Origin of the sequence: Streptomyces platensis (assembly GCF_008704855.1) — a bacterium.
GTDB classification, from domain to species: Bacteria; Actinomycetota; Actinomycetes; order Streptomycetales; family Streptomycetaceae; genus Streptomyces; species Streptomyces platensis.
The window spans coordinates 5,103,261-5,120,162 of record NZ_CP023691.1 but is presented as its reverse complement, the minus strand read 5'-3'; the positions used below and the strand labels follow the sequence as shown (position 1 = coordinate 5,120,162).

22 protein-coding genes and 1 riboswitch are annotated in these 16,902 nt (G+C 71.9%); of the genes, 16 read left to right on the top strand and 6 right to left on the bottom strand.

The annotated features are described in order from the left end of the window. Nucleotides 1-164: 164 nt before the first annotated feature. The 4 genes from CP981_RS39560 to CP981_RS22725 all read left to right on the top strand — a co-directional run bounded on the left by CP981_RS39560 (nt 165) and on the right by CP981_RS22725 (nt 2,136). The gene (locus CP981_RS39560) at nt 165-272 is read left to right on the top strand and encodes a putative leader peptide (RefSeq protein WP_350252853.1); all 108 of its coding nucleotides are present in this window, start codon (nt 165-167) and stop codon (nt 270-272) included. A 209-nt stretch (nt 273-481) separates the two neighbouring features. Beyond that, on the top strand, nt 482-1,327 hold the full coding sequence (locus tag CP981_RS22735; protein WP_085928100.1) for a sulfurtransferase: 846 nt from the start codon (nt 482-484) through the stop codon (nt 1,325-1,327). A 46-nt stretch (nt 1,328-1,373) separates the two neighbouring features. After that, a complete protein-coding gene (locus tag CP981_RS22730; RefSeq protein WP_028814639.1) occupies nt 1,374-1,661 on the top strand; it encodes a DUF1416 domain-containing protein in 288 nt (95 codons plus the stop codon). Between the two features lie 187 nt (nt 1,662-1,848). After that, nucleotides 1,849-2,136 (top strand): DUF3099 domain-containing protein, encoded by a 288-nt coding sequence (locus CP981_RS22725; protein WP_085928099.1) that lies wholly within the window; start codon nt 1,849-1,851, stop codon nt 2,134-2,136. 56 nt (nt 2,137-2,192) lie between these two features. Here CP981_RS22725 and CP981_RS22720 read toward each other — a convergent pair whose 3' ends face one another. Beyond that, nucleotides 2,193-2,558: a DsrE family protein gene (locus tag CP981_RS22720; RefSeq protein WP_085928098.1), complete on the bottom strand. Its 366-nt coding sequence runs from the start codon at nt 2,556-2,558 to the stop codon at nt 2,193-2,195. Nucleotides 2,559-2,844: 286 nt separating this feature from the next. On the opposite strand from CP981_RS22720, the gene CP981_RS22715 reads away from it, so the two are divergent. The 6 genes from CP981_RS22715 (at nt 2,845) to ygfZ (ending at nt 8,088) form a co-directional block, all read left to right on the top strand. Further along, the gene (locus CP981_RS22715; RefSeq protein WP_042146954.1) at nt 2,845-3,432 is read left to right on the top strand and encodes a heme-binding beta-barrel domain-containing protein; all 588 of its coding nucleotides are present in this window, start codon (nt 2,845-2,847) and stop codon (nt 3,430-3,432) included. A 42-nt stretch (nt 3,433-3,474) separates the two neighbouring features. Further along, nucleotides 3,475-3,548: riboswitch (cobalamin riboswitch) on the top strand. A gap of 120 nt (nt 3,549-3,668) precedes the next feature. Continuing rightward, nucleotides 3,669-4,763, top strand: a complete 1,095-nt coding sequence (locus tag CP981_RS22710) for a FecCD family ABC transporter permease (RefSeq protein WP_208852970.1) — start codon at nt 3,669-3,671, stop codon at nt 4,761-4,763. Next, entirely contained in the window at nt 4,763-5,548 is a 786-nt protein-coding gene (locus CP981_RS22705) for an ABC transporter ATP-binding protein (protein ID WP_085928097.1), read from the top strand. Before CP981_RS22710 ends, CP981_RS22705 begins: the two co-directional genes overlap by 1 nt. An 8-nt stretch (nt 5,549-5,556) precedes the next feature. Beyond that, entirely contained in the window at nt 5,557-6,591 is a 1,035-nt protein-coding gene (locus CP981_RS22700) for an ABC transporter substrate-binding protein (RefSeq protein ID WP_085928096.1), read from the top strand. A gap of 47 nt (nt 6,592-6,638) precedes the next feature. Next, nucleotides 6,639-7,076: a Fur family transcriptional regulator gene (locus CP981_RS22695; protein ID WP_085928095.1), complete on the top strand. Its 438-nt coding sequence runs from the start codon at nt 6,639-6,641 to the stop codon at nt 7,074-7,076. A 31-nt stretch (nt 7,077-7,107) separates the two neighbouring features. Beyond that, complete coding sequence (gene ygfZ / locus CP981_RS22690; protein ID WP_085928094.1) at nt 7,108-8,088, top strand: CAF17-like 4Fe-4S cluster assembly/insertion protein YgfZ; 981 nt, start codon at nt 7,108-7,110, stop codon at nt 8,086-8,088. Between the two features lie 74 nt (nt 8,089-8,162). Here the strand turns inward: ygfZ and dtd are convergent, their stop codons facing one another. Continuing rightward, nucleotides 8,163-8,588 (bottom strand): D-aminoacyl-tRNA deacylase, encoded by a 426-nt coding sequence (gene dtd / locus CP981_RS22685; protein WP_085928125.1) that lies wholly within the window; start codon nt 8,586-8,588, stop codon nt 8,163-8,165. 371 nt (nt 8,589-8,959) lie between these two features. Between dtd and CP981_RS22680 the strand changes: the two genes are divergently transcribed. From CP981_RS22680 to CP981_RS22660, 5 genes are all read left to right on the top strand, one after another. Further along, nucleotides 8,960-9,505, top strand: a complete 546-nt coding sequence (locus CP981_RS22680; RefSeq protein ID WP_085927953.1) for an RsiG family protein — start codon at nt 8,960-8,962, stop codon at nt 9,503-9,505. A gap of 48 nt (nt 9,506-9,553) precedes the next feature. After that, nucleotides 9,554-10,603, top strand: coding sequence for an asparaginase (locus tag CP981_RS22675; protein ID WP_244329755.1), 1,050 nt, complete (start codon nt 9,554-9,556; stop codon nt 10,601-10,603). Nucleotides 10,604-11,422: 819 nt separating this feature from the next. Next, a complete protein-coding gene (locus tag CP981_RS22670; RefSeq protein WP_085927954.1) occupies nt 11,423-11,854 on the top strand; it encodes an ankyrin repeat domain-containing protein in 432 nt (143 codons plus the stop codon). A gap of 160 nt (nt 11,855-12,014) precedes the next feature. Continuing rightward, nucleotides 12,015-12,581: an NADPH-dependent FMN reductase gene (locus CP981_RS22665; RefSeq protein ID WP_085927955.1), complete on the top strand. Its 567-nt coding sequence runs from the start codon at nt 12,015-12,017 to the stop codon at nt 12,579-12,581. 63 nt (nt 12,582-12,644) lie between these two features. Next, entirely contained in the window at nt 12,645-12,956 is a 312-nt protein-coding gene (locus CP981_RS22660; RefSeq protein WP_244329754.1) for a winged helix-turn-helix transcriptional regulator, read from the top strand. A gap of 40 nt (nt 12,957-12,996) precedes the next feature. Here the strand turns inward: CP981_RS22660 and CP981_RS22655 are convergent, their stop codons facing one another. From CP981_RS22655 to CP981_RS22645, 3 genes are all read right to left on the bottom strand, one after another. Continuing rightward, on the bottom strand, nt 12,997-13,260 hold the full coding sequence (locus tag CP981_RS22655; protein ID WP_208853106.1) for a hypothetical protein: 264 nt from the start codon (nt 13,258-13,260) through the stop codon (nt 12,997-12,999). Nucleotides 13,261-13,404: 144 nt separating this feature from the next. Then, nucleotides 13,405-14,238: a class I SAM-dependent methyltransferase gene (locus CP981_RS22650; protein ID WP_085927956.1), complete on the bottom strand. Its 834-nt coding sequence runs from the start codon at nt 14,236-14,238 to the stop codon at nt 13,405-13,407. A 34-nt stretch (nt 14,239-14,272) separates the two neighbouring features. Next, a complete protein-coding gene (locus CP981_RS22645; protein WP_085927957.1) occupies nt 14,273-14,680 on the bottom strand; it encodes a VOC family protein in 408 nt (135 codons plus the stop codon). A 142-nt stretch (nt 14,681-14,822) separates the two neighbouring features. Between CP981_RS22645 and CP981_RS22640 the strand changes: the two genes are divergently transcribed. After that, nucleotides 14,823-15,623, top strand: a complete 801-nt coding sequence (locus tag CP981_RS22640; protein ID WP_244329753.1) for a TetR/AcrR family transcriptional regulator — start codon at nt 14,823-14,825, stop codon at nt 15,621-15,623. A gap of 185 nt (nt 15,624-15,808) precedes the next feature. Here the strand turns inward: CP981_RS22640 and CP981_RS22635 are convergent, their stop codons facing one another. After that, entirely contained in the window at nt 15,809-16,801 is a 993-nt protein-coding gene (locus tag CP981_RS22635; RefSeq protein WP_085927958.1) for an aldo/keto reductase, read from the bottom strand. Nucleotides 16,802-16,902: the final 101 nt, after the last annotated feature.

Below are 16,902 nucleotides of genomic sequence, written 5' to 3'. Positions count from 1 at the left end.
TGAGACACTCCGGTCCGTACGCCAGACCCCCCACGGGCGTACGGCCGCCAGGAGCCCGTGCGGGACCGCGCCGCACGCCCTCCGATCCCACATCACGGACAAACGCGTCTCAATATCCGACACGCCGGTGACATGCGCCGCTCCGCGTCCCTACGATCGGTGCCATGCAGAGCTCATTGAGCGGTCTCCGTCCGCGGGGACGGGCGGTACTGACGAAGCGGCGGGCAGTAGACCTGTGCCGCGTCGCCGCCATGCTCTGTCGCCCTGTCTGACGGGCTGACGCACCCTCTCCCGCGCTCCTGAGGAGCAGGGGTTCCCCGTCGCCCGGCCGGCCCCCTCGGCCGTTCCCGTATGTCCCCGCACAGCGCCACGCCGGCCCCGTACACCCGACACGGCCGTCCGGAAGTCCACGGCGCGCACCCGGCATACCCGAGTGCAACCCTGCCACTGCCCCCCGCAACTGCCCCGGAGGAGAAGAATCATGAGCCGTAGCGACGTCCTCGTAGACGCCGACTGGGTCGAGGCCCACCTCGAGGACCCGAAGGTGGTTCTCGTCGAGGTTGACGAGGACACCTCGGCCTACGACAAGAACCACATCAAGAACGCCGTCCGGATCGACTGGAAGCAGGACCTCCAGGACCCGGTCCGCCGGGACTTCGTCGACCAGGCCGGCTTCGAGAAGCTGCTCTCGGCCAAGGGCATCGCCAACGACGACACCGTGGTCCTCTACGGCGGCAACAACAACTGGTTCGCCTCCTACGCCTACTGGTACTTCAAGCTCTACGGCCACGGCAGCGTCAAGCTGCTCGACGGCGGCCGCAAGAAGTGGGAGCTGGACTCCCGCGACCTGGTCGACGGCTCCGAGGTTCCCGCGCGTCCGGCCACCGACTACAAGGCCAAGGCGCAGAACACCGCCATCCGCGCCTTCCGGGACGACGTCGTCGCCGCGATCGACAACCTCAACCTGGTCGACGTGCGCTCCCCCGACGAGTTCAGCGGCAAGCTGCTCGCCCCGGCGCACCTCCCGCAGGAGCAGTCGCAGCGCCCCGGCCACGTGCCCAGCGCCCGCAACATCCCGTGGTCGAAGAACGCCAACGACGACGGCACCTTCAAGTCGGACGACGAGCTCAAGGCCCTCTACGAGGGTGAGTCCGTCGACCTCGCCAAGGACACCATCGCCTACTGCCGCATCGGTGAGCGCTCCGCGCTGACCTGGTTCGTCCTGCACGAGCTGCTCGGCCAGACCAACGTCAAGAACTACGACGGCTCCTGGACCGAGTACGGCTCGCTGGTCGGCGTGCCGATCGAGCTCGGCGCCGCCAAGTAAGCAAGCACGCTTCCCCCTCCCCCGAACCCCTCAAGGAAGTACCCCCATGTGTGGAGCAAAGGCAGGCGGCCCCGACGCCTCGACGATCAAGCCCGGTGAGACCACGATCCAGGGCAGTGTGACCCGCGACGGCGAGCCCGTCACCGGTTACGTCCGACTCCTGGACAGCACCGGCGAGTTCACCGCCGAGGTCCCCACCTCCGCGACCGGACAGTTCCGCTTCTACGCGGCCGAGGGCACCTGGACGCTGCGTGCGCTCGTCCCGGGCGGCACCGCGGACCGCACCGTCGTCGCCCAGAAGGGCGGACTGGCGGAGGTCGCCATCGCCGTCTGACGGCAGCACGCGGGGCGGCGGCCCCCGGGATCACCCGGATTCCGCCGCCACCGGCAATACGGCCGGAGGGCCGCACCCCAGGGGTTTGGACGCCTTGGCTGGGGGTGCGGCCCTCCGTGCCGTGCGGGGCCGGTACCGGGGTCCCGCCCGACTTCTGTCCGGCCCCGCACGGACTTACCGTGGAGTCATGGACGCGCACCGCCGGTCGCCCGTACAGCGCCGCCATCGCAGGTACTTCGTCCTGATGGGCGTGTGCCTGGTGCTGTTCGTCCTGGCCTGGGGTGTGGTACGGCTGTGGTCGGTGCCGGCCGCCGTGGGCATGTGCGTCGTCGCCATGGTCATCCCGCCCGTCGCGGCCGTCATCGGCAACCGGCGCGAGCCCGGCGAGCGCTGGTGGGACGAGTCCGGCGACCCCGAGTCCGACCGCTGGTGGCGGGAACTGGACGACCGGGGCGACGACAAGCACCCGCAGTAGGCCGGACCCGCGCAGTAGGCCGGACCCGCCGCGGGGCGGGCGCCAGGGTGTCCGTCCTAGTACACCAACGCCTGGACGTCGTCCGGCATGATCTCGCTGACGAACAACTGGGCACCGGCGATCCCGGCCCCCTCGATCAGATCCTTCTGCTCGATGTCCCGCCGCGCCGCGCACTGGGTGCAGACCGTGATGGCCCCGCCGCCCGCGCGGATGCCGTCGATCAGCTCCGGAAGTGGCGCCGCGTGCGGCAGCTCGAACTCCGCCGCCCGCCCCGGCAGCGCGAACCACACGGACTCCCCGGTCAGCCACAGGGACACCTCGACGCCGCTGGCCGCCGCCACCGCCGCCACCGTGAACGCCTGCGAACACCGCTCGGGCGCGTCCGCGCCCGCCGTCACCTTGATCACGAGCTTCTTCGCCATGAGGCAAGAGTAGGCGCGGCGGACCTCACAGCGCCGCTGTCACCGCCGCCGACTAGACTCGCAGGCGGTCCGTTACACCCTCCTCGTACAAGGGGCGCGCTCGTGCTTGAGGCATTCTTCACCACCCTGCTGGTCCTGGTCGGCGTCGCCGTCATCGCGTTCGCCGGTCTGACCTGGAAGAAGCTGTACCAGGGCCAGCGCTGAGCGCGCCTGTCACCACCACCCCTCGCCGGAGCGCCGCCCGCGCCCCCGGCGGTCCCCCTCTCTATAGATCGTCTGAGCTCTCATGATCGAGATCCCGTCCGACCTGAACCCGGCCCTCGTGCCGCTCGCCTTCCTCCTCGGGAACTGGGAGGGCGCCGGCGTCGCCGACTTCCCCGGTACCGAGAAGTGCAACTTCGGGCAGGAGGTCACCTTCACCCACGACGGCCGTGACTTCCTGGAGTACACCTCGCACAGCTGGGTGCTCGACGCCGAGGGCAAGAAGGTCCGCCCGCTGGAGTCCGAGAGCGGCTACTGGCGCATCGACGCGGACCGCAAGGTCGAGATCGTGATGTGCCGCGACCAGGGTGTGGTGGAGGTCTGGTACGGCGAGCTGGCCGACCAGAAGCCGCAGATCGACCTGGCCACCGACGCCATCGCGCGCACCGCCGCCTCCGGCCCGTACAGCGGCGGCAAGCGGCTCTACGGCTACGTCAACAGCGACCTGATGTGGGTCGGCGAGAAGTCCACCCCGGACGTTCCGCTGCGGCCGTACATGTCCGCGCATCTGAAGAAGGTCGCCGACCTCAAGGAGTGGGCGGAGAGCCTGCCCGACGACATGCCGGACGGCGTCTCCTTCTTCCGTCCGGACGGCACGCCCTACAACCCGTAAGCCCTCCGGGGAGAGTCCCGCTCTCCCCGCCAGCGCCCCGCGGGGGAAGCCGGTCGAAGTCCGGCGCTGACCCGCAACGGTAGGCGGAAGGTCTCCTTCCGCGAGCCCGATCACCCGCGGTGCGCGCTGCTTCCCGTACAACTCGCCGTGGACTGCGAGGGGACCCCGCCCGGCCCGCGCGGCCCCGGGCCACCCTTGGTACGTACGGACACGGCCCGACCCGTAGGCGGCCGACCGTGGCGACCACCAGCGCGCATCCGACGACGGACCAGGCCGGCGCGCCGCCGCCCGCCCGGCGGCTGCCCGTACCACCCCTGATCGCCGTGCTCACGGCCGTCCTGCTCGGCTCCGTGCTGTGCGGTGTCGGGCTCGGCGCGGCCGGGCTGAGCTGGGCGGAGGTGCTGCGGTATCTGGGAGCCGGGCTGACCGGCGGCACGATCTCCTCCGACGAGGTCGCCGCCTACACCATCGTGTGGGAGCTGCGCTTCCCGCGGGTCCTGCTGGCGGCCGTCGTCGGCGCCGGGCTCGCCGCCCTCGGCGTGGCCGTCCAGGCCCTGGTCCGCAACGCCCTCGCCGACCCGTTCGTCCTCGGGATCTCCTCCGGGGCCGCCGTCGGCGCCAACGCCGTCCTCCTCTTCGGGGCGCTGGGCGCGCTCGGCGTCTGGGCGCTGTCGGCGGCGGCCTTCGCCTCCGCGCTGCTCGCCATGGCCCTGGTGTACGCCGCCGCACGCACCGCCCACGGGCTCACCCCGCTGCGCCTCGTGCTGACCGGCACCGCGATGTACTACGGCTTCTCCGCGCTCACCACCCTCATGGTGTTCACCGCCGACCGCGGCGAGGCGGCCCGCTCGGCGATGATGTGGCTGCTCGGGAGCCTGAGCGGGGCCGGCTGGGGCTCCCTGCCGGTCGCCGCGGCCGCGGTGGCCGCCGGGCTGGCCCATCTGCTGCTCTCCGCGGGCCGCCTCAATGCGCTGGCCATGGGCGACGAGACCGCCGCCGCCCTCGGGGTGGACGTCCCCCGGCTGCGCCGCGAGCTGTTCGTCGTCGCGGCCGCCGGCACCGGCGCGGTGGTCGCGGTCAGCGGCGCGATCGGCTTCGTCGGGCTGATGGTGCCGCATGTCGCCCGGATGCTGGTCGGCGCCGACCACCGCCGGGTGCTGGCCGTCGCCCCGCTGCTCGGCGCGGTGCTGCTGGTGTGGGTGGATCTGCTCTCCCGGGTGCTGCTGGCGCCCGTCGAACTGCCGGTCGGCGTGCTCACCGCCGTCCTCGGCGTGCCCTGCTTCATCCTGCTGATGCGGCGGCGCGGCTACACCTTCGGAGGCGGCGCCTGATGCGGATCGACATCACGGACCTGTCCGTGGAGGTGGCCGGGAAGCGGCTGGTCCACGACATCACGCTGCGGGCCGGCAGCGGCCGGGTGGTCGGCCTGGTCGGCCCCAACGGCAGCGGCAAATCGACCCTGCTGCGCTGTGTCTACCGCGCGCTGCGCCCGGCCGCCGGGACCGTCCGGCTGGACGACGCGGATCTGCACGCCATGGACGCGCGCACCGGCGCCCGGCTGCTGGCCGCGCTGCCCCAGGAGGCCGGCACGGAGTTCGACTTCACCGTGGCCGAGGTCGTCGCGATGGGGCGGCTGCCGCATCAGCCCGGCTCGGGCCGGGCGAGCGCGGCGGACACCGCGCACTGCACGCGGGCGCTGGCCCGGGTCGGCGCGGACCACCTCGCCGGGCGCGGCTTCCTCAGCCTGTCCGGCGGCGAGAAGCAGCGGGTACTGATCGCCCGTGCGCTGGCCCAGGATCCGCGGGTGCTGGTGCTCGACGAGCCGACCAACCACCTGGACGTCGCCCAGCAGTTGGCGGTGCTGGCGCTGGTCCGGGACAGCGGGCTGACCGTGCTGACGGCGCTGCACGACCTCAATCTGGCCGCCCTGCACTGCGACGAGCTGTATGTCCTCGCCCGCGGCCGACTCGTCGCCGCGGGCCCGCCGCACGACGTGCTCACCCCGGAACTGCTCGCCGAGGTCTTCGGCGTCCGCGCCCACCGCGTACGGCATCCCGAATCGGGCGCCGTCCAGCTGCTGTTCGACCGCCTGACCGCCCCCGCCGCCGACTCCTGAGGACCGCCATGCGCCGCCCCACCGCCCCGCTCACCGCCCTCGCCCTCACGCTCGCCCTGACCGGCTGCGGCGCCACGGTCTCCGACGACGACCGCGGCGCCGCGCACGGCCGGCACCCCGCCGGAGCGTCCGGCCGCTACCCCGTCACCGTCGAGAACTGCGGTATCCGCACCACCTACGACAAGCCGCCCGCCCGCGTGGTCACCAACGACGTCGGCATCACCGAGATCATGTTCGCGCTCGGCCTGGAGGACCGGATGGCCGGCTATGTCATGCCCGACGACAAGGGCGATGTCGGCGCCGTCCCCTGGAAGGCCGCGTACGGCAAGGTCCCCTGGCTCGGCAAGAAGGCCCTCACCAGGGAGATCGCCCTCGACGCCCGGGCCGACCTGGTCTTCGCGGGCTGGAACTACGGCTTCGGCGAGGACACCGGCCTCACCCCCGCCGCCCTGAAGAAGCTCGGCATCGGCAGCTATGTGCTGACCGAGTCCTGCCACAACGGCAGGGACGGCGCCCGCGGCGTGCTGCCGCCGCTGGAGGCGCTCTACACCGACCTGACGACGCTCGGGAAGATCTTCGGCGTCGAGGACCGCGCCGCCGCCCTGGTGAAGAAGTACCGCAAGCAGGTGGCCGACGCCGCCGCCAAGGCCCCCGCACCCGCGAAGCGGCCCTCCGTCTTCCTCTACGACGACGGCCGCGACAAGCCGTTCACCTCGGGCAAGTACGCCGGACCGCACGACATCATCACCAAGGCCGGCGGCGACCACGTCATGAAGGACCTCAAGGACTCCTGGACCACCGTCGGCTGGGAGACCGTCGTCGCCCGCGACCCCGATGTCATCGTGATCAACGACTACGGCGACACCTCCGCCGCCCGGAAGAAGAAGTTCCTGATGTCCTACGCCCCGCTCGCCCACGTCTCGGCGGTCAAACACCACCGGATCTACGTCATGGACTACGCCGACCTCGTCGAAAGCCCCCGCAACCCCGCCGCCGTCACCGACCTGGCCCGCTATCTGCGCGGTATACGGGCGGGCGGCTGACCCCTCGGTGTACGGACACCCGGCGCCCGCCCTTCTACACTGGCCGTGTGGTGACCACCGACTGGCAGAGCGACCTCCGCAGGCGCGGATACCGCCTGACCCCGCAGCGTCAGCTCGTGCTGGAGGCTGTGGACAGGCTGGAGCACGCCACGCCGGACGACATCCTCACCGAGGTGCGCAAGACGGCGGGCGGGGTGAACATCTCCACGGTCTACCGGACCCTGGAACTCCTCGAAGAGCTGGGCCTGGTCAGCCATGCCCACCTCGGCCACGGCGCCCCGACCTACCACCTAGCCGACCGCCACCACCACATGCACCTGGTGTGCCGGGACTGCACCGAGGTCATCGAGGCGGATCTGTCGGTGGCCGAACCGTTCACGGCGATGCTGCGCGAACAATTCGACTTCGAGACGGATATGAAGCATTTCGCGATCTTCGGGCGCTGTGCGGCCTGCCGTGCCAAGGCCGCCGAGGGCGACGGCTGAGGCGGTCGCCCCCGAGTCGTAGGCTGGCCCCATGCCGCGACCTTCATCCGCCAGCCCCCTGCTGTCGCTGCCCGGCGCCGTCCCCGCCGAGGCCCCCGACGAAGGCGTCGCCGCGCACTACGGCGACCTCTTCCGGGAGCAGCGCGCCCTCGCCGACGGCACCGGCTTCGTCGACCTCTCACACCGTGGCGTGGTCACCGTCACCGGCGCCGAGCGGCTGAGCTGGCTGCATCTGCTGCTCACCCAGCACGTCAGCGACCTGCCACCGGGCCAAGCCACCGAGGCGCTGATCCTGTCCGCGCACGGCCATATCGAGCATGCGGTCTCCCTCGTCGACGACGGCGAGACGACCTGGATGCACACCGAACCCGGCAACCAGGAGGCGCTGATCGCCTACCTGGAGAGCATGAAGTTCTTCTACCGGGCCGAGGTCGCCGACCGCACCGACGAGATCGCCGTCGTCCACCTCCCGGCCGGCTCCATCGCCGAGGTGCCCGGGAACGCCGTCGTACGCGAGACCGCGCACGGCCGCGACCTGTTCCTGCCCCGCGCCGACCTGGAGTCCTTCGCCGCGGACCACGGCCCCGCGATCGGCGTCCTGGCCCTGGAGGCGCTGCGCGTCGAGGCCCACCGCCCCCGCCTGGGCCTGGAGACCGACCACCGCACGATCCCGCACGAGCTGGGCTGGATCGGCACCGCCGTCCACCTCCAGAAGGGCTGCTACCGCGGCCAGGAGACCGTCGCCCGGGTCCACAACCTGGGCAAGCCGCCGCGCCGGCTGGTCTTTCTGCACCTGGACGGCAGCGAGGTCCATCTGCCCCCGCACGGCACCCCCGTCCGCCTCGCCTCGGACGGCGAGGAGGGCCGCCAGCTCGGCTTCGTCACCACCTCGGCCCGCCACCACGAACTCGGCCCGATCGCACTGGCCCTGGTCAAGCGGAATGTGCCGGTGGACGCGCAGTTGATGGCAGGCAGCACCGCGGCGGCACAGGAGGTCGTCGTCGAGCCGTAGCGGCCCGCGACTGCCCCGCGGGCCCCTGGCGCGCGGGGCAGAGTCCTGTCCGGCCCCGTTACTCCGGACCGGTCTCAGACCTCCACCAGCACCGTGAACGGCCCGTCGTTCGTCAGCGACACCTTCATGGACGCACCGAATCGGCCGGTCTCCACCTGGGCGCCCAGCGCCCGCAGCTGCGCGACGACCTCGTCGACCAGCGGCTCGGCGACCGGCCCCGGTGCGGCGGCGTTCCAGGTGGGGCGGCGGCCCTTGCGGGCGTCACCGTAGAGAGTGAACTGGCTGATCACCAGCAGCGGCGCCGCGGTGTCCGAGCAGGACTTCTCGTCCTGAAGAATCCGCACCGACCACAGCTTGCGGGCGAGCTGCGCCGCCTTCTCCTTCGTGTCCTCGTGCGTGACCCCCACCAGCACGCACAGCCCCTCACCGACGATCTCCCCGACCGTCTCGCCCGCCACCTCGACGCGGGCACCGTCAACCCTTTGCACCACAGCTCGCATACCGGCCATCATGCCGGGCGGCCCACCACCTTCGGACAGCCGTGCCCCCACGGGGGCCGTTCGGGTGCCATGGCCCTGCGGAAGGACCGCCCAGAGTGGCACGATGCGTGCACGTGGTGCGTTTCATGGACAACATGCCCCAGGACGCGGCACCGGACGAGGGGACGGAACGATTCATGAGCACTCTCGGCGCCGGACAGACACCCGGTCCCGTACCAACCGCCCGTACGACACCGACCGGACGGACGACATCGACCGCCCCCGCCACCGACCCCGCCCATCCGGCGCCCGCCACCCCACCACCCCCCACCGCCCTGACGACGACCACAGCGACGGCTCGCGTCGAGCCCCCCGGCACCGAGGACGGCCCCATGCTCCAGGCAGGCCAGACGCAGCACCCCCGCCCCCCGCAGCAGCGCGACCACTGCCTGCCGGCCACCACCCCCGATCTGTCCGGCCTGGGGCTGCCCGAGCTGCGCGTCGTACGGCGTGATTCCCAGCAGGAAGAGGCCGATCTGAGCTATCTGCGGCGGCTGTTGCAGGGCCGGATCGACATCCTGCGGGCCGAGATCGCCCGCCGCACCGCCCAGCAGTCACCGCTGCTGGACCGGCTCCCGGAGATCCTCACCGACCTGCCGTCGCGGCACCGCTCCTCCGCCCGGCATGTGACGCTCGGTACGCCGCACAGCGAGGAATACCGCAGGCTCGCCGAGGAAATGCTGGGCGAGGTGGAGCTGTCCGACCTCACCGCGCGTACGGACCAGGAGCTGCACGACGCGATGGGCCGGCTGATCCGCTACGAACAGCAGGTGTCCCGGCGCCGTCAGGCGTTGCAGCGCACCACGGACGATTGCAGTGCCGAAATTGCCCGCAGGTACCGTGAAGGTGAAGCGCAAGTAGACGACCTGCTGTCCTGACCGGGCCACAAGCCTCTGGGGGCGCGGGTCACTCCCGGAAGGCCGACGATGACCTCGCCCACCCCCATATCCGAGCCGACCTCGGGCTCCACCACGTCCCCGGATTCCCCGGCGGCCGCGCTTTCCCCCGCCTCCCCCGCTTCCTCCATCCCCTCCGCTGTCTCTCCGGTCCTCGCCGAGGTCGTACGCTCCGGCTTCGTCGAGGGGCGGCACCGGGGCTCCCTCGTGGTGCTCGCCGCCGACGGCAGCGTGGACTGGTCCCTGGGTGACGTGGCCGCGCCCGTCTTCCCGCGCTCCACGAACAAGCCGATGCAGGCCGCGGCGGTGCTGCGGGCGGGCCTGGACCTCTCCGGCGAGCGGCTGGCGCTGGCCGCCGCGAGCCACTCCGGCGAGCCGTTCCACCTCGACCTCGTACGGACCATGCTGACCGAGCACGGCCTGACCGCCGACCACCTCCAGACGCCCGCGGACCTGCCGCTGGACCCCGAGGAGGCGGAGGCCTACCTCGCCTCGGGCCGGGTCCGCGACCGCCTCACCATGAACTGCTCGGGCAAGCACACCGCGATGCTCGCCGCCTGCGCGCTCAACGGCTGGCCGCTCGCCACGTATCTCGACGAGGTCCATCCGCTACAGCAGCTCGTCGCCGACGGGGTGCGCACCGCGAGCGGTGAGGACGTCGCCCATGTCGGCACGGACGGCTGCGGGGCGCCCCTGCTGTCGCTGTCGCTGACCGGGCTGGCGCGCGCCTTCCGGCACTTCGTCATGGCCGAGCCCGGCAGTCCTGAGCGGCGGGTCGCGGATGCGATGCGGGCCCACCCGGAGTACGTCGCCGGCACCCGGCGGCCCGACACCTGGCTGATGCAGGCCCTTCCCGGCACGCTCTCCAAGATGGGCGCCGAGGCCGTGCAGGCGCTGGCCCTTCCCGACGGCCGCGCCCTCGCCTTCAAGATCGACGACGGCGCCACCCGCACCCTCGGCCCCGTCCTCGCCCGCACCCTCCGCCTCATGGGCCTCGACGCGCCCGTCCTCACCCGCCTTGAGGACGCGCCGCTCCTTGGTGGCGGGGCGCGGGTGGGGGAGGTCCGCGCGTCGTTCTGACGGCCGTCGTTCGGCTGCGGGTGAGGTGTGGCTGGGCGGTCATGCCCGTCGTGTGTCTGCGGGTGCGTTGGGGCTGGGCGGCCATGCCCGTCGTGTGTCTGCGGGTGCGTTGGGGCTGGGCGCGCCGTTCCCCGCGCCCCTGTGGGGGTGGCCGTGGCGTTTTTGCTGCGGCTGCGTTTGGGCTGGCGTCGTTGCGGGGTCTGTGGTTGCCGCGGGGGCCGGAGGGGACGCACCGGGGCCCGTCCTCGGCGCGGGCGACGCGGCTACGTGGGATTGATTGCCCCGGTGTTTGCTCCGGTCCTGCGGGCGGGCCCCGGTACATCCCCTCCGACCGTCCCCCGTTGCCGACTGCCGGACGGTGGCACCGTCCGTCACAGACCCCACAGCGGCCCGCGCCCAAGCTGCGGGGACAAGGTGCCTGCCAGGAGGTGCCGTGCACGGACTCGGGGACCAGGTACCTGCCAAGGGGCGGTGTGCGTGGCCGCCGTAACGGTCATCGGTACGGCGGGACAGCCGCGTACGGACGGTGGTCGGAGGGGATGTCCGGTGCCCCGCCCGCAGGACCGGAGCAAACGCCGGGGTGCCCTACCTCTGGGACCAGGGCCGCCCGCGCCGAGGACGGGGTACCGGGCGTCCCCTCCGACCCGCCACCCACCCGCCCAAGGCGAACCGGCGACCAGCCCACGGCAACCCGCACCGGCCACCCACACCCAGACAACGGCAACGCGCGCCCGCTGCCGCTCCCGCGACGGCCTGCATAAGGTGGCGATGACACGGTGCACGCACGTATCACCCACCAACAACAGGAGGCCGGCGACCATGAGCGACGCGAATTCCGAGCCGCAGGGGCCCGAGGCGATCGAGCACGCGCACGACCCCGAGGTGCTTCAGCTCGCGGCCAAGGTGTTCGACCTGGCGCGGCACGGTGACACCGACACGGTCGCCGCCTACGTGGACGCGGGCGTGCCCGCCAACCTGACGAACGACAAGGGCGACTCGCTGGTGATGCTGGCGGCGTACCACGGTCATCCCGCCACCGTGGAGGCCCTGTTGCAGCGCGGCGCCGACGTGGACCGCCCCAACGACCGCTGTCAGACCCCGCTCGCCGGCGCGGTGTTCAAGGCCGAGGACGAGGTCGTCAAGGTCCTGATGGCACATGGCGCGGACCCCTCGGCAGGCACCCCGTCGGCGATCGACACGGCCCGGATGTTCGACAAGGCGGAGCTGCTGAAGCTGTTCGGGGCGGAGTGACCCGGCGGACTGCCCGGTAGGGAGGACCGGCCCAGCCCCTTTGCGGCAGCGGCACAGCCACGCCACCGCTTGACCTCAGGCTCGATTGAGGTTCTAGCGTCGGGTCGAGACGGCATCCCGCCGTTCACCGACTCGCGCCGCACGCCTTGAAGGGCCCCGCATGTCCGAGCACCCCTACCGCCTCGCAGTGATCATCGGCAGCACCCGGGAGGGCCGGTTCGCGCCCGTCATCGCGAACTGGTTCACCCGGCACACCGAAGGCCACCCGCACATCGACATGGACGTCATCGACCTGGACGCCGTCCGCCCGTACGAACTCCGTTACGGCAGCGAGGAGTACGAGACCTTCGCCAAGCGCGTCGACGAGGCGGACGCCTTCGTCGTGATCACCCCGGAGTACAACCACTCCTTCCCGGCCCCGCTCAAGCACGCCATCGATCTGCTGCATGCCCAGTGGCAGGCCAAGCCGGTCGGCTTCGTGTCGTACGGCGGGATCTCCGGCGGTCTCCGCGCCGTCGAGCAACTCCGGCTGGTCTTCGCCGAGTTGCACGCCACCACGGTGCGCGAAACGGTGAGCTTCCGGCTCGCCGGCGACCTCTTCGACGACACGGGCCACCTGCACGACCCGGCCCCCGCCGCACAGGCCGCCGACACCCTCCTCCACCAGCTCACCTGGTGGGCGGTGGCCCTCCGCGAGGCCCGCACAAGCCGCCCGTACGGCGGCTGAGCCCCGCCGGGCCGGTACGCGTCCGACACTTTGGCCCGGCAGCGAACCGGATCAGGGGACGCAATGAGCGCACGCCGGAGGCCGTACGCATGCGGGCTGGACGCCACGGTGGACGTGATCGGCGGCGAACAGACGGTGCGGCTGCTGTGGGCGCGGGCTCAGTGCCCACAGCGGTTCGGTGAGCTGCGGCGGGAGTTACCGAAGATCAGCGAGAAGGCGCTGACGCAGCAGCTGCGCGAACCGGAGGCCGACGGCATCGTGCGCCACGAGAACTTTGCCCAGGTGCGGCCGAAGGCCGAGTACTCGCCCACCGACTTCGGCACCTCCCTGAACGAGGCGCTGCACCTCTGGGCGCCTGGGGCGCGCCCCATATGACCCGCCCACTCGGACACCCCCGGAGCCACCGCCAGGCCCCTCAGGCGCTCTCCGCGCGTCCGGCGCCGCCGCTCCCCATGGCGTCGCCGTCAGCTCCTGGAGATTCCGTCTGGTGCTGCGCGCGGGCGGCGGTCAGCGCCCGCTCGAAGCCATGCTGCGTGGCGTCGCACCACTCCAGGAGATCCCTCAGCAGCTCCCGCAGATTCCCGCCCGGGCTCTGCCGCCAGCCCGCTTCGGACAGCCCATACCCCCGCAGCACCTCCTCCGCCCGCGCCACCCGCTCCTCAGTCCCCGCCATGGCCATGCCGCCCCACCTCATGAGTTGTTGGCTCCACCCCGCACCCACCAGGCCCGGTTCAGGCCCCGTTCAGCTGCGGAGCGGTTCCAATGCAAGCGCATCGGAACGCTGACGAGCAACCCGAATTCATCGACCCTCATTCATCACCCCTCAGGCACCCCGCCCCCGCACCGCCATCGCGACATGGACCTTCATCCCGCACGGAACGCGTCCGTCCGGCAGCGCCATCGCCGCCGACTCCGCCTCGAAGCGGGCCCGCAGATCCGCCGTGACCGCGGGGTCGAGCGGCCCGAGGTCGTAGTACGCGCCCACGGTCCGCCAGACCTGTTCCGGCGGGCCGGTCAGGTCGATCCGTACGGTCTCCCACTCCGCCGGGGCGAATCCGGCCGGGCGGAAGACCGCGTCGAAGCCCTCGCGGGTGCGCAGCCGGGGGCCCCCGAGCGGCGGGATCCGTTGTGCCGCGGGGGCCGCCTCGAACAGCGGGCGCGCCAGCCGCAGAAAGCTCTCGCACGCCTCGCCGCCCGCCGCGCCGGCACCCAGGACGACGGCCAGCACGCCGCCCGGCGCCAGCACCCGCGCCACCTCCGCCGCGACCTGTTCCACCTCACTCATCAGCATCAGCGCCATATGGGATAAGCAGCCGTCGAACCAGCCGTCGGCGAAGGGGAGTTGCTGCGCCCGGCCGGGGCGGAGGTCGGCCGCGGCGAGGCCCGGCCGGGGGCGGGCCAGCGCCAGCTCCTCGGCGGAGAGATCGAGTCCGGCAAGCATCGAGGGGGCGCCCGCCGGCCGGGCGGCGAGGAGTTCCAGCAGCAGTCCGTCGCCGCAGCCGAGGTCCAGCACCCGGTCGCACTCCGATACCCGGTCCCGCAGCAGCTCGTAACTGGAACGGCCGTCCGCGGTCTTTCCGTGGGCCATCGCCCGCACGGTCACCGCGGGATGCGCGGCATGAAAGGTCCGCAGAAATTCTTCCTGAAGCGTCGTCATCCGCCGAGCCTAGGAGCGGGCATGTCCGCCGCGTTCAGGTCTCGGGACGCTCCTGGAGCGCCCAGCCGTTGCCGTCCGGGTCGCTGAAGTAGACGAACGAGTTCCATGCCCCGCCGGGGCCGTCCGCCATCGCGCCGTCCTCGACGTGCTGCACGGGGCCGGCCGGCACTCCCCGTTCCACCAGTTGCGCACGGGCCGCGGCGATATCGGAGACCACCAATTGCAGCCCTTGCAGAGAACCTGGCTTCTCCTCCATGACGCCGGTGCCCGCGCCGATGACGATCGAGCAGCCCGACCCCGGCGGCGTCAGCTGCACGATGCGCGCCTCGTCGCCGATGCACATGTCGTGATCGACAGCGAAGCCCATCTGCTCGCTGTAGAAGCGCTTCGCCCGCTCCACATCGGTGACCGGAACCGGTACCAGTTCGAGCTTCCAGTCCATGGCGCGCCGTCCTTCCGTACGGGCGACGGCCCTGCACAGCGGCCGTGGGACCGGCCCTATCGCGCTGCAAGAAGTCTAAGGAGCGGGAAGCCGAGGCGCGCATCCATGTACGGAGTGAGTGCTCACTCCGTAGTGTGTCGTCATGAAACCTCCCACCTCCCGCCGACGCGCCCCAGGCATGAGCGTCGAGGAGCGCCGGGCCATGATCGTGGCCGCCGCGCTGCCGCTCGTGGCGGACTACGGCGCGGCCGTCACCACCAGCCAGATCGCGCGCGCCGCAGGCATCGGCGAAGGCACGATCTTCCGGGCCTTCAAGGACAAGGACGAGCTGCTGGACGCCTGCGTCACCGAGGCGGTCGGCACCGACCATGTGCTGCGCGAACTCGCCTCGATCTCCCTGGACGAACCACTCGCCGCCCGGCTGGCCGAGGCCGCCGAGGCACTGCACGCCCATGTGGAACGCATGGGCACCGTCGTCGGCGCCCTTCACGCCTCGGGCCATCGGCGGGGCCCGGCCCCCGGTATCGGGAGCCGGGGCGGGGAGACTGCCCCGCCGGACGGCCGGGGCGGGGAGGCTGCGCCACCGGACGGCCGGGACGGGGGACTTCCCCCACCGGATGGCCGGGACCGGGAAGCTCCCCGGCCGAACAGGCGGGGCGGGGAAGCTTCACCGTCGAACGGCCGGGAGGGGCAGGCTCCGCCGCCGGGCAGCCGGACGCAGTCCCTCACCGCCCTGCGCAACGCGGTCATCGAGCTGCTCGAACCCGACCGGACCGCCTTCCGCCTGAGCCCCGAGAAGGTCGCCGCCGCCTTTCTGGGCCTGCTCTTCACCCGGCTACAGGCACCGGCATCGGCGCCGGAGGCCGACGCACCGCCGCTGACCCTCGACGAACTCATCGCCATCCTGCTGCACGGCACCCTCAACGCCCCCGGGAGCGCCTGATGCCCGTGCCCCTCAACCACACTCCTGCCCCCATCAGGCCCGGCAGCGTCCGGCACAGCACCCCAGGCCCCTAGCCAGGCCCGTCAGCCGTCCGCCAGCAGCCGCCAGCCACCAGCCACCAGCTCTCGGCCCTCGGACCTCGGACCAGCCTTCAGCCTCATCGCTGCAAGCCCGTCCTCAGCCCCTCACCCGTCGACGAACGTCATGCTGGCCTCGTCGTAGCGGGTTCCGGCTATCTGGCCGGTCGGGGCGGCGGCGTCGATTGCGGTGAGTTCCTCGGTGGTCAGCTCGATCGCGAGCGCGCCGAGGTTCTCTTCCAGGTACTTCTGGCGGCGGGTGCCGGGGATCGGCACGACATCGGCACCACGGTGCTGCACCCAGGCCAGGGCGAGCTGGCCGGCGCTGACGCCCTTCTCCGCGGCGAGTTCGTCGAGCTTCTTCACGATGGTCAGGTTCTGCTCCAGGTTGCCGTCGGCGAAGCGCGGCTGGCTGCGGCGCATGTCGGACTCCGGCAGGTCCTTCGCCGAGGTGTAGCGCCCGGTCAGGAATCCGCGGCCGAGCGGCGAGAACGGCACCAGGCCGATGCCGAGTTCACGGCACACCGGTGCGATCTCGTCCTCCAGGACGCGGGTCCACAGCGACCACTCGCTCTGGAGCGCGGCGATCGGATGCACCGCGTGCGCCCGGCGGATGGTCGCCGCACTCGCCTCGGACAGTCCGAGGTGTCGCACCTTGCCGGCCGTGACGAGTTCGGCCATCGCGCCGACGGTCTCCTCGATCGGCACCTCGGGGTCGACGCGGTGCTGGTAGTAGAGGTCGATGTGGTCGACCCCGAGCCGGCGCAGCGACGCGTCGCAGGCCTCTCGCACGTAGGCGGCGTCGCCCCGGATCACGGTCGGCTCGCCGAGGGCGTTGGCGAAGCCGAACTTGGTCGCCAGCACCACCTCGTCCCGCCGCCCGGCGATGGCCCGGCCGATCAGCTCCTCGTTGTGTCCCGCGCCGTAGAAGTCGGAGGTGTCCAGCAAGCTGACGCCGAGGTCGAGCGCGTGGTTGATGGTCGCGATCGACTGCGTGTCGTCCGACTCCCCGTAGGCGTGGCTCATGCCCATGCAGCCGAGCCCCTGTGCGGAAACCGCCAGCTCACCGAGGTGACGCGTCGGGATATTCGTCGTGGTCATGCTGTTGCTACCTCCTGGACGTGCGGTGGACGGGATCTGCATCCCGGACTCAGGGCTCCGAACTCCCGGCCCCCAGCGCCCTGATCCCTGCGCCTTGAGTC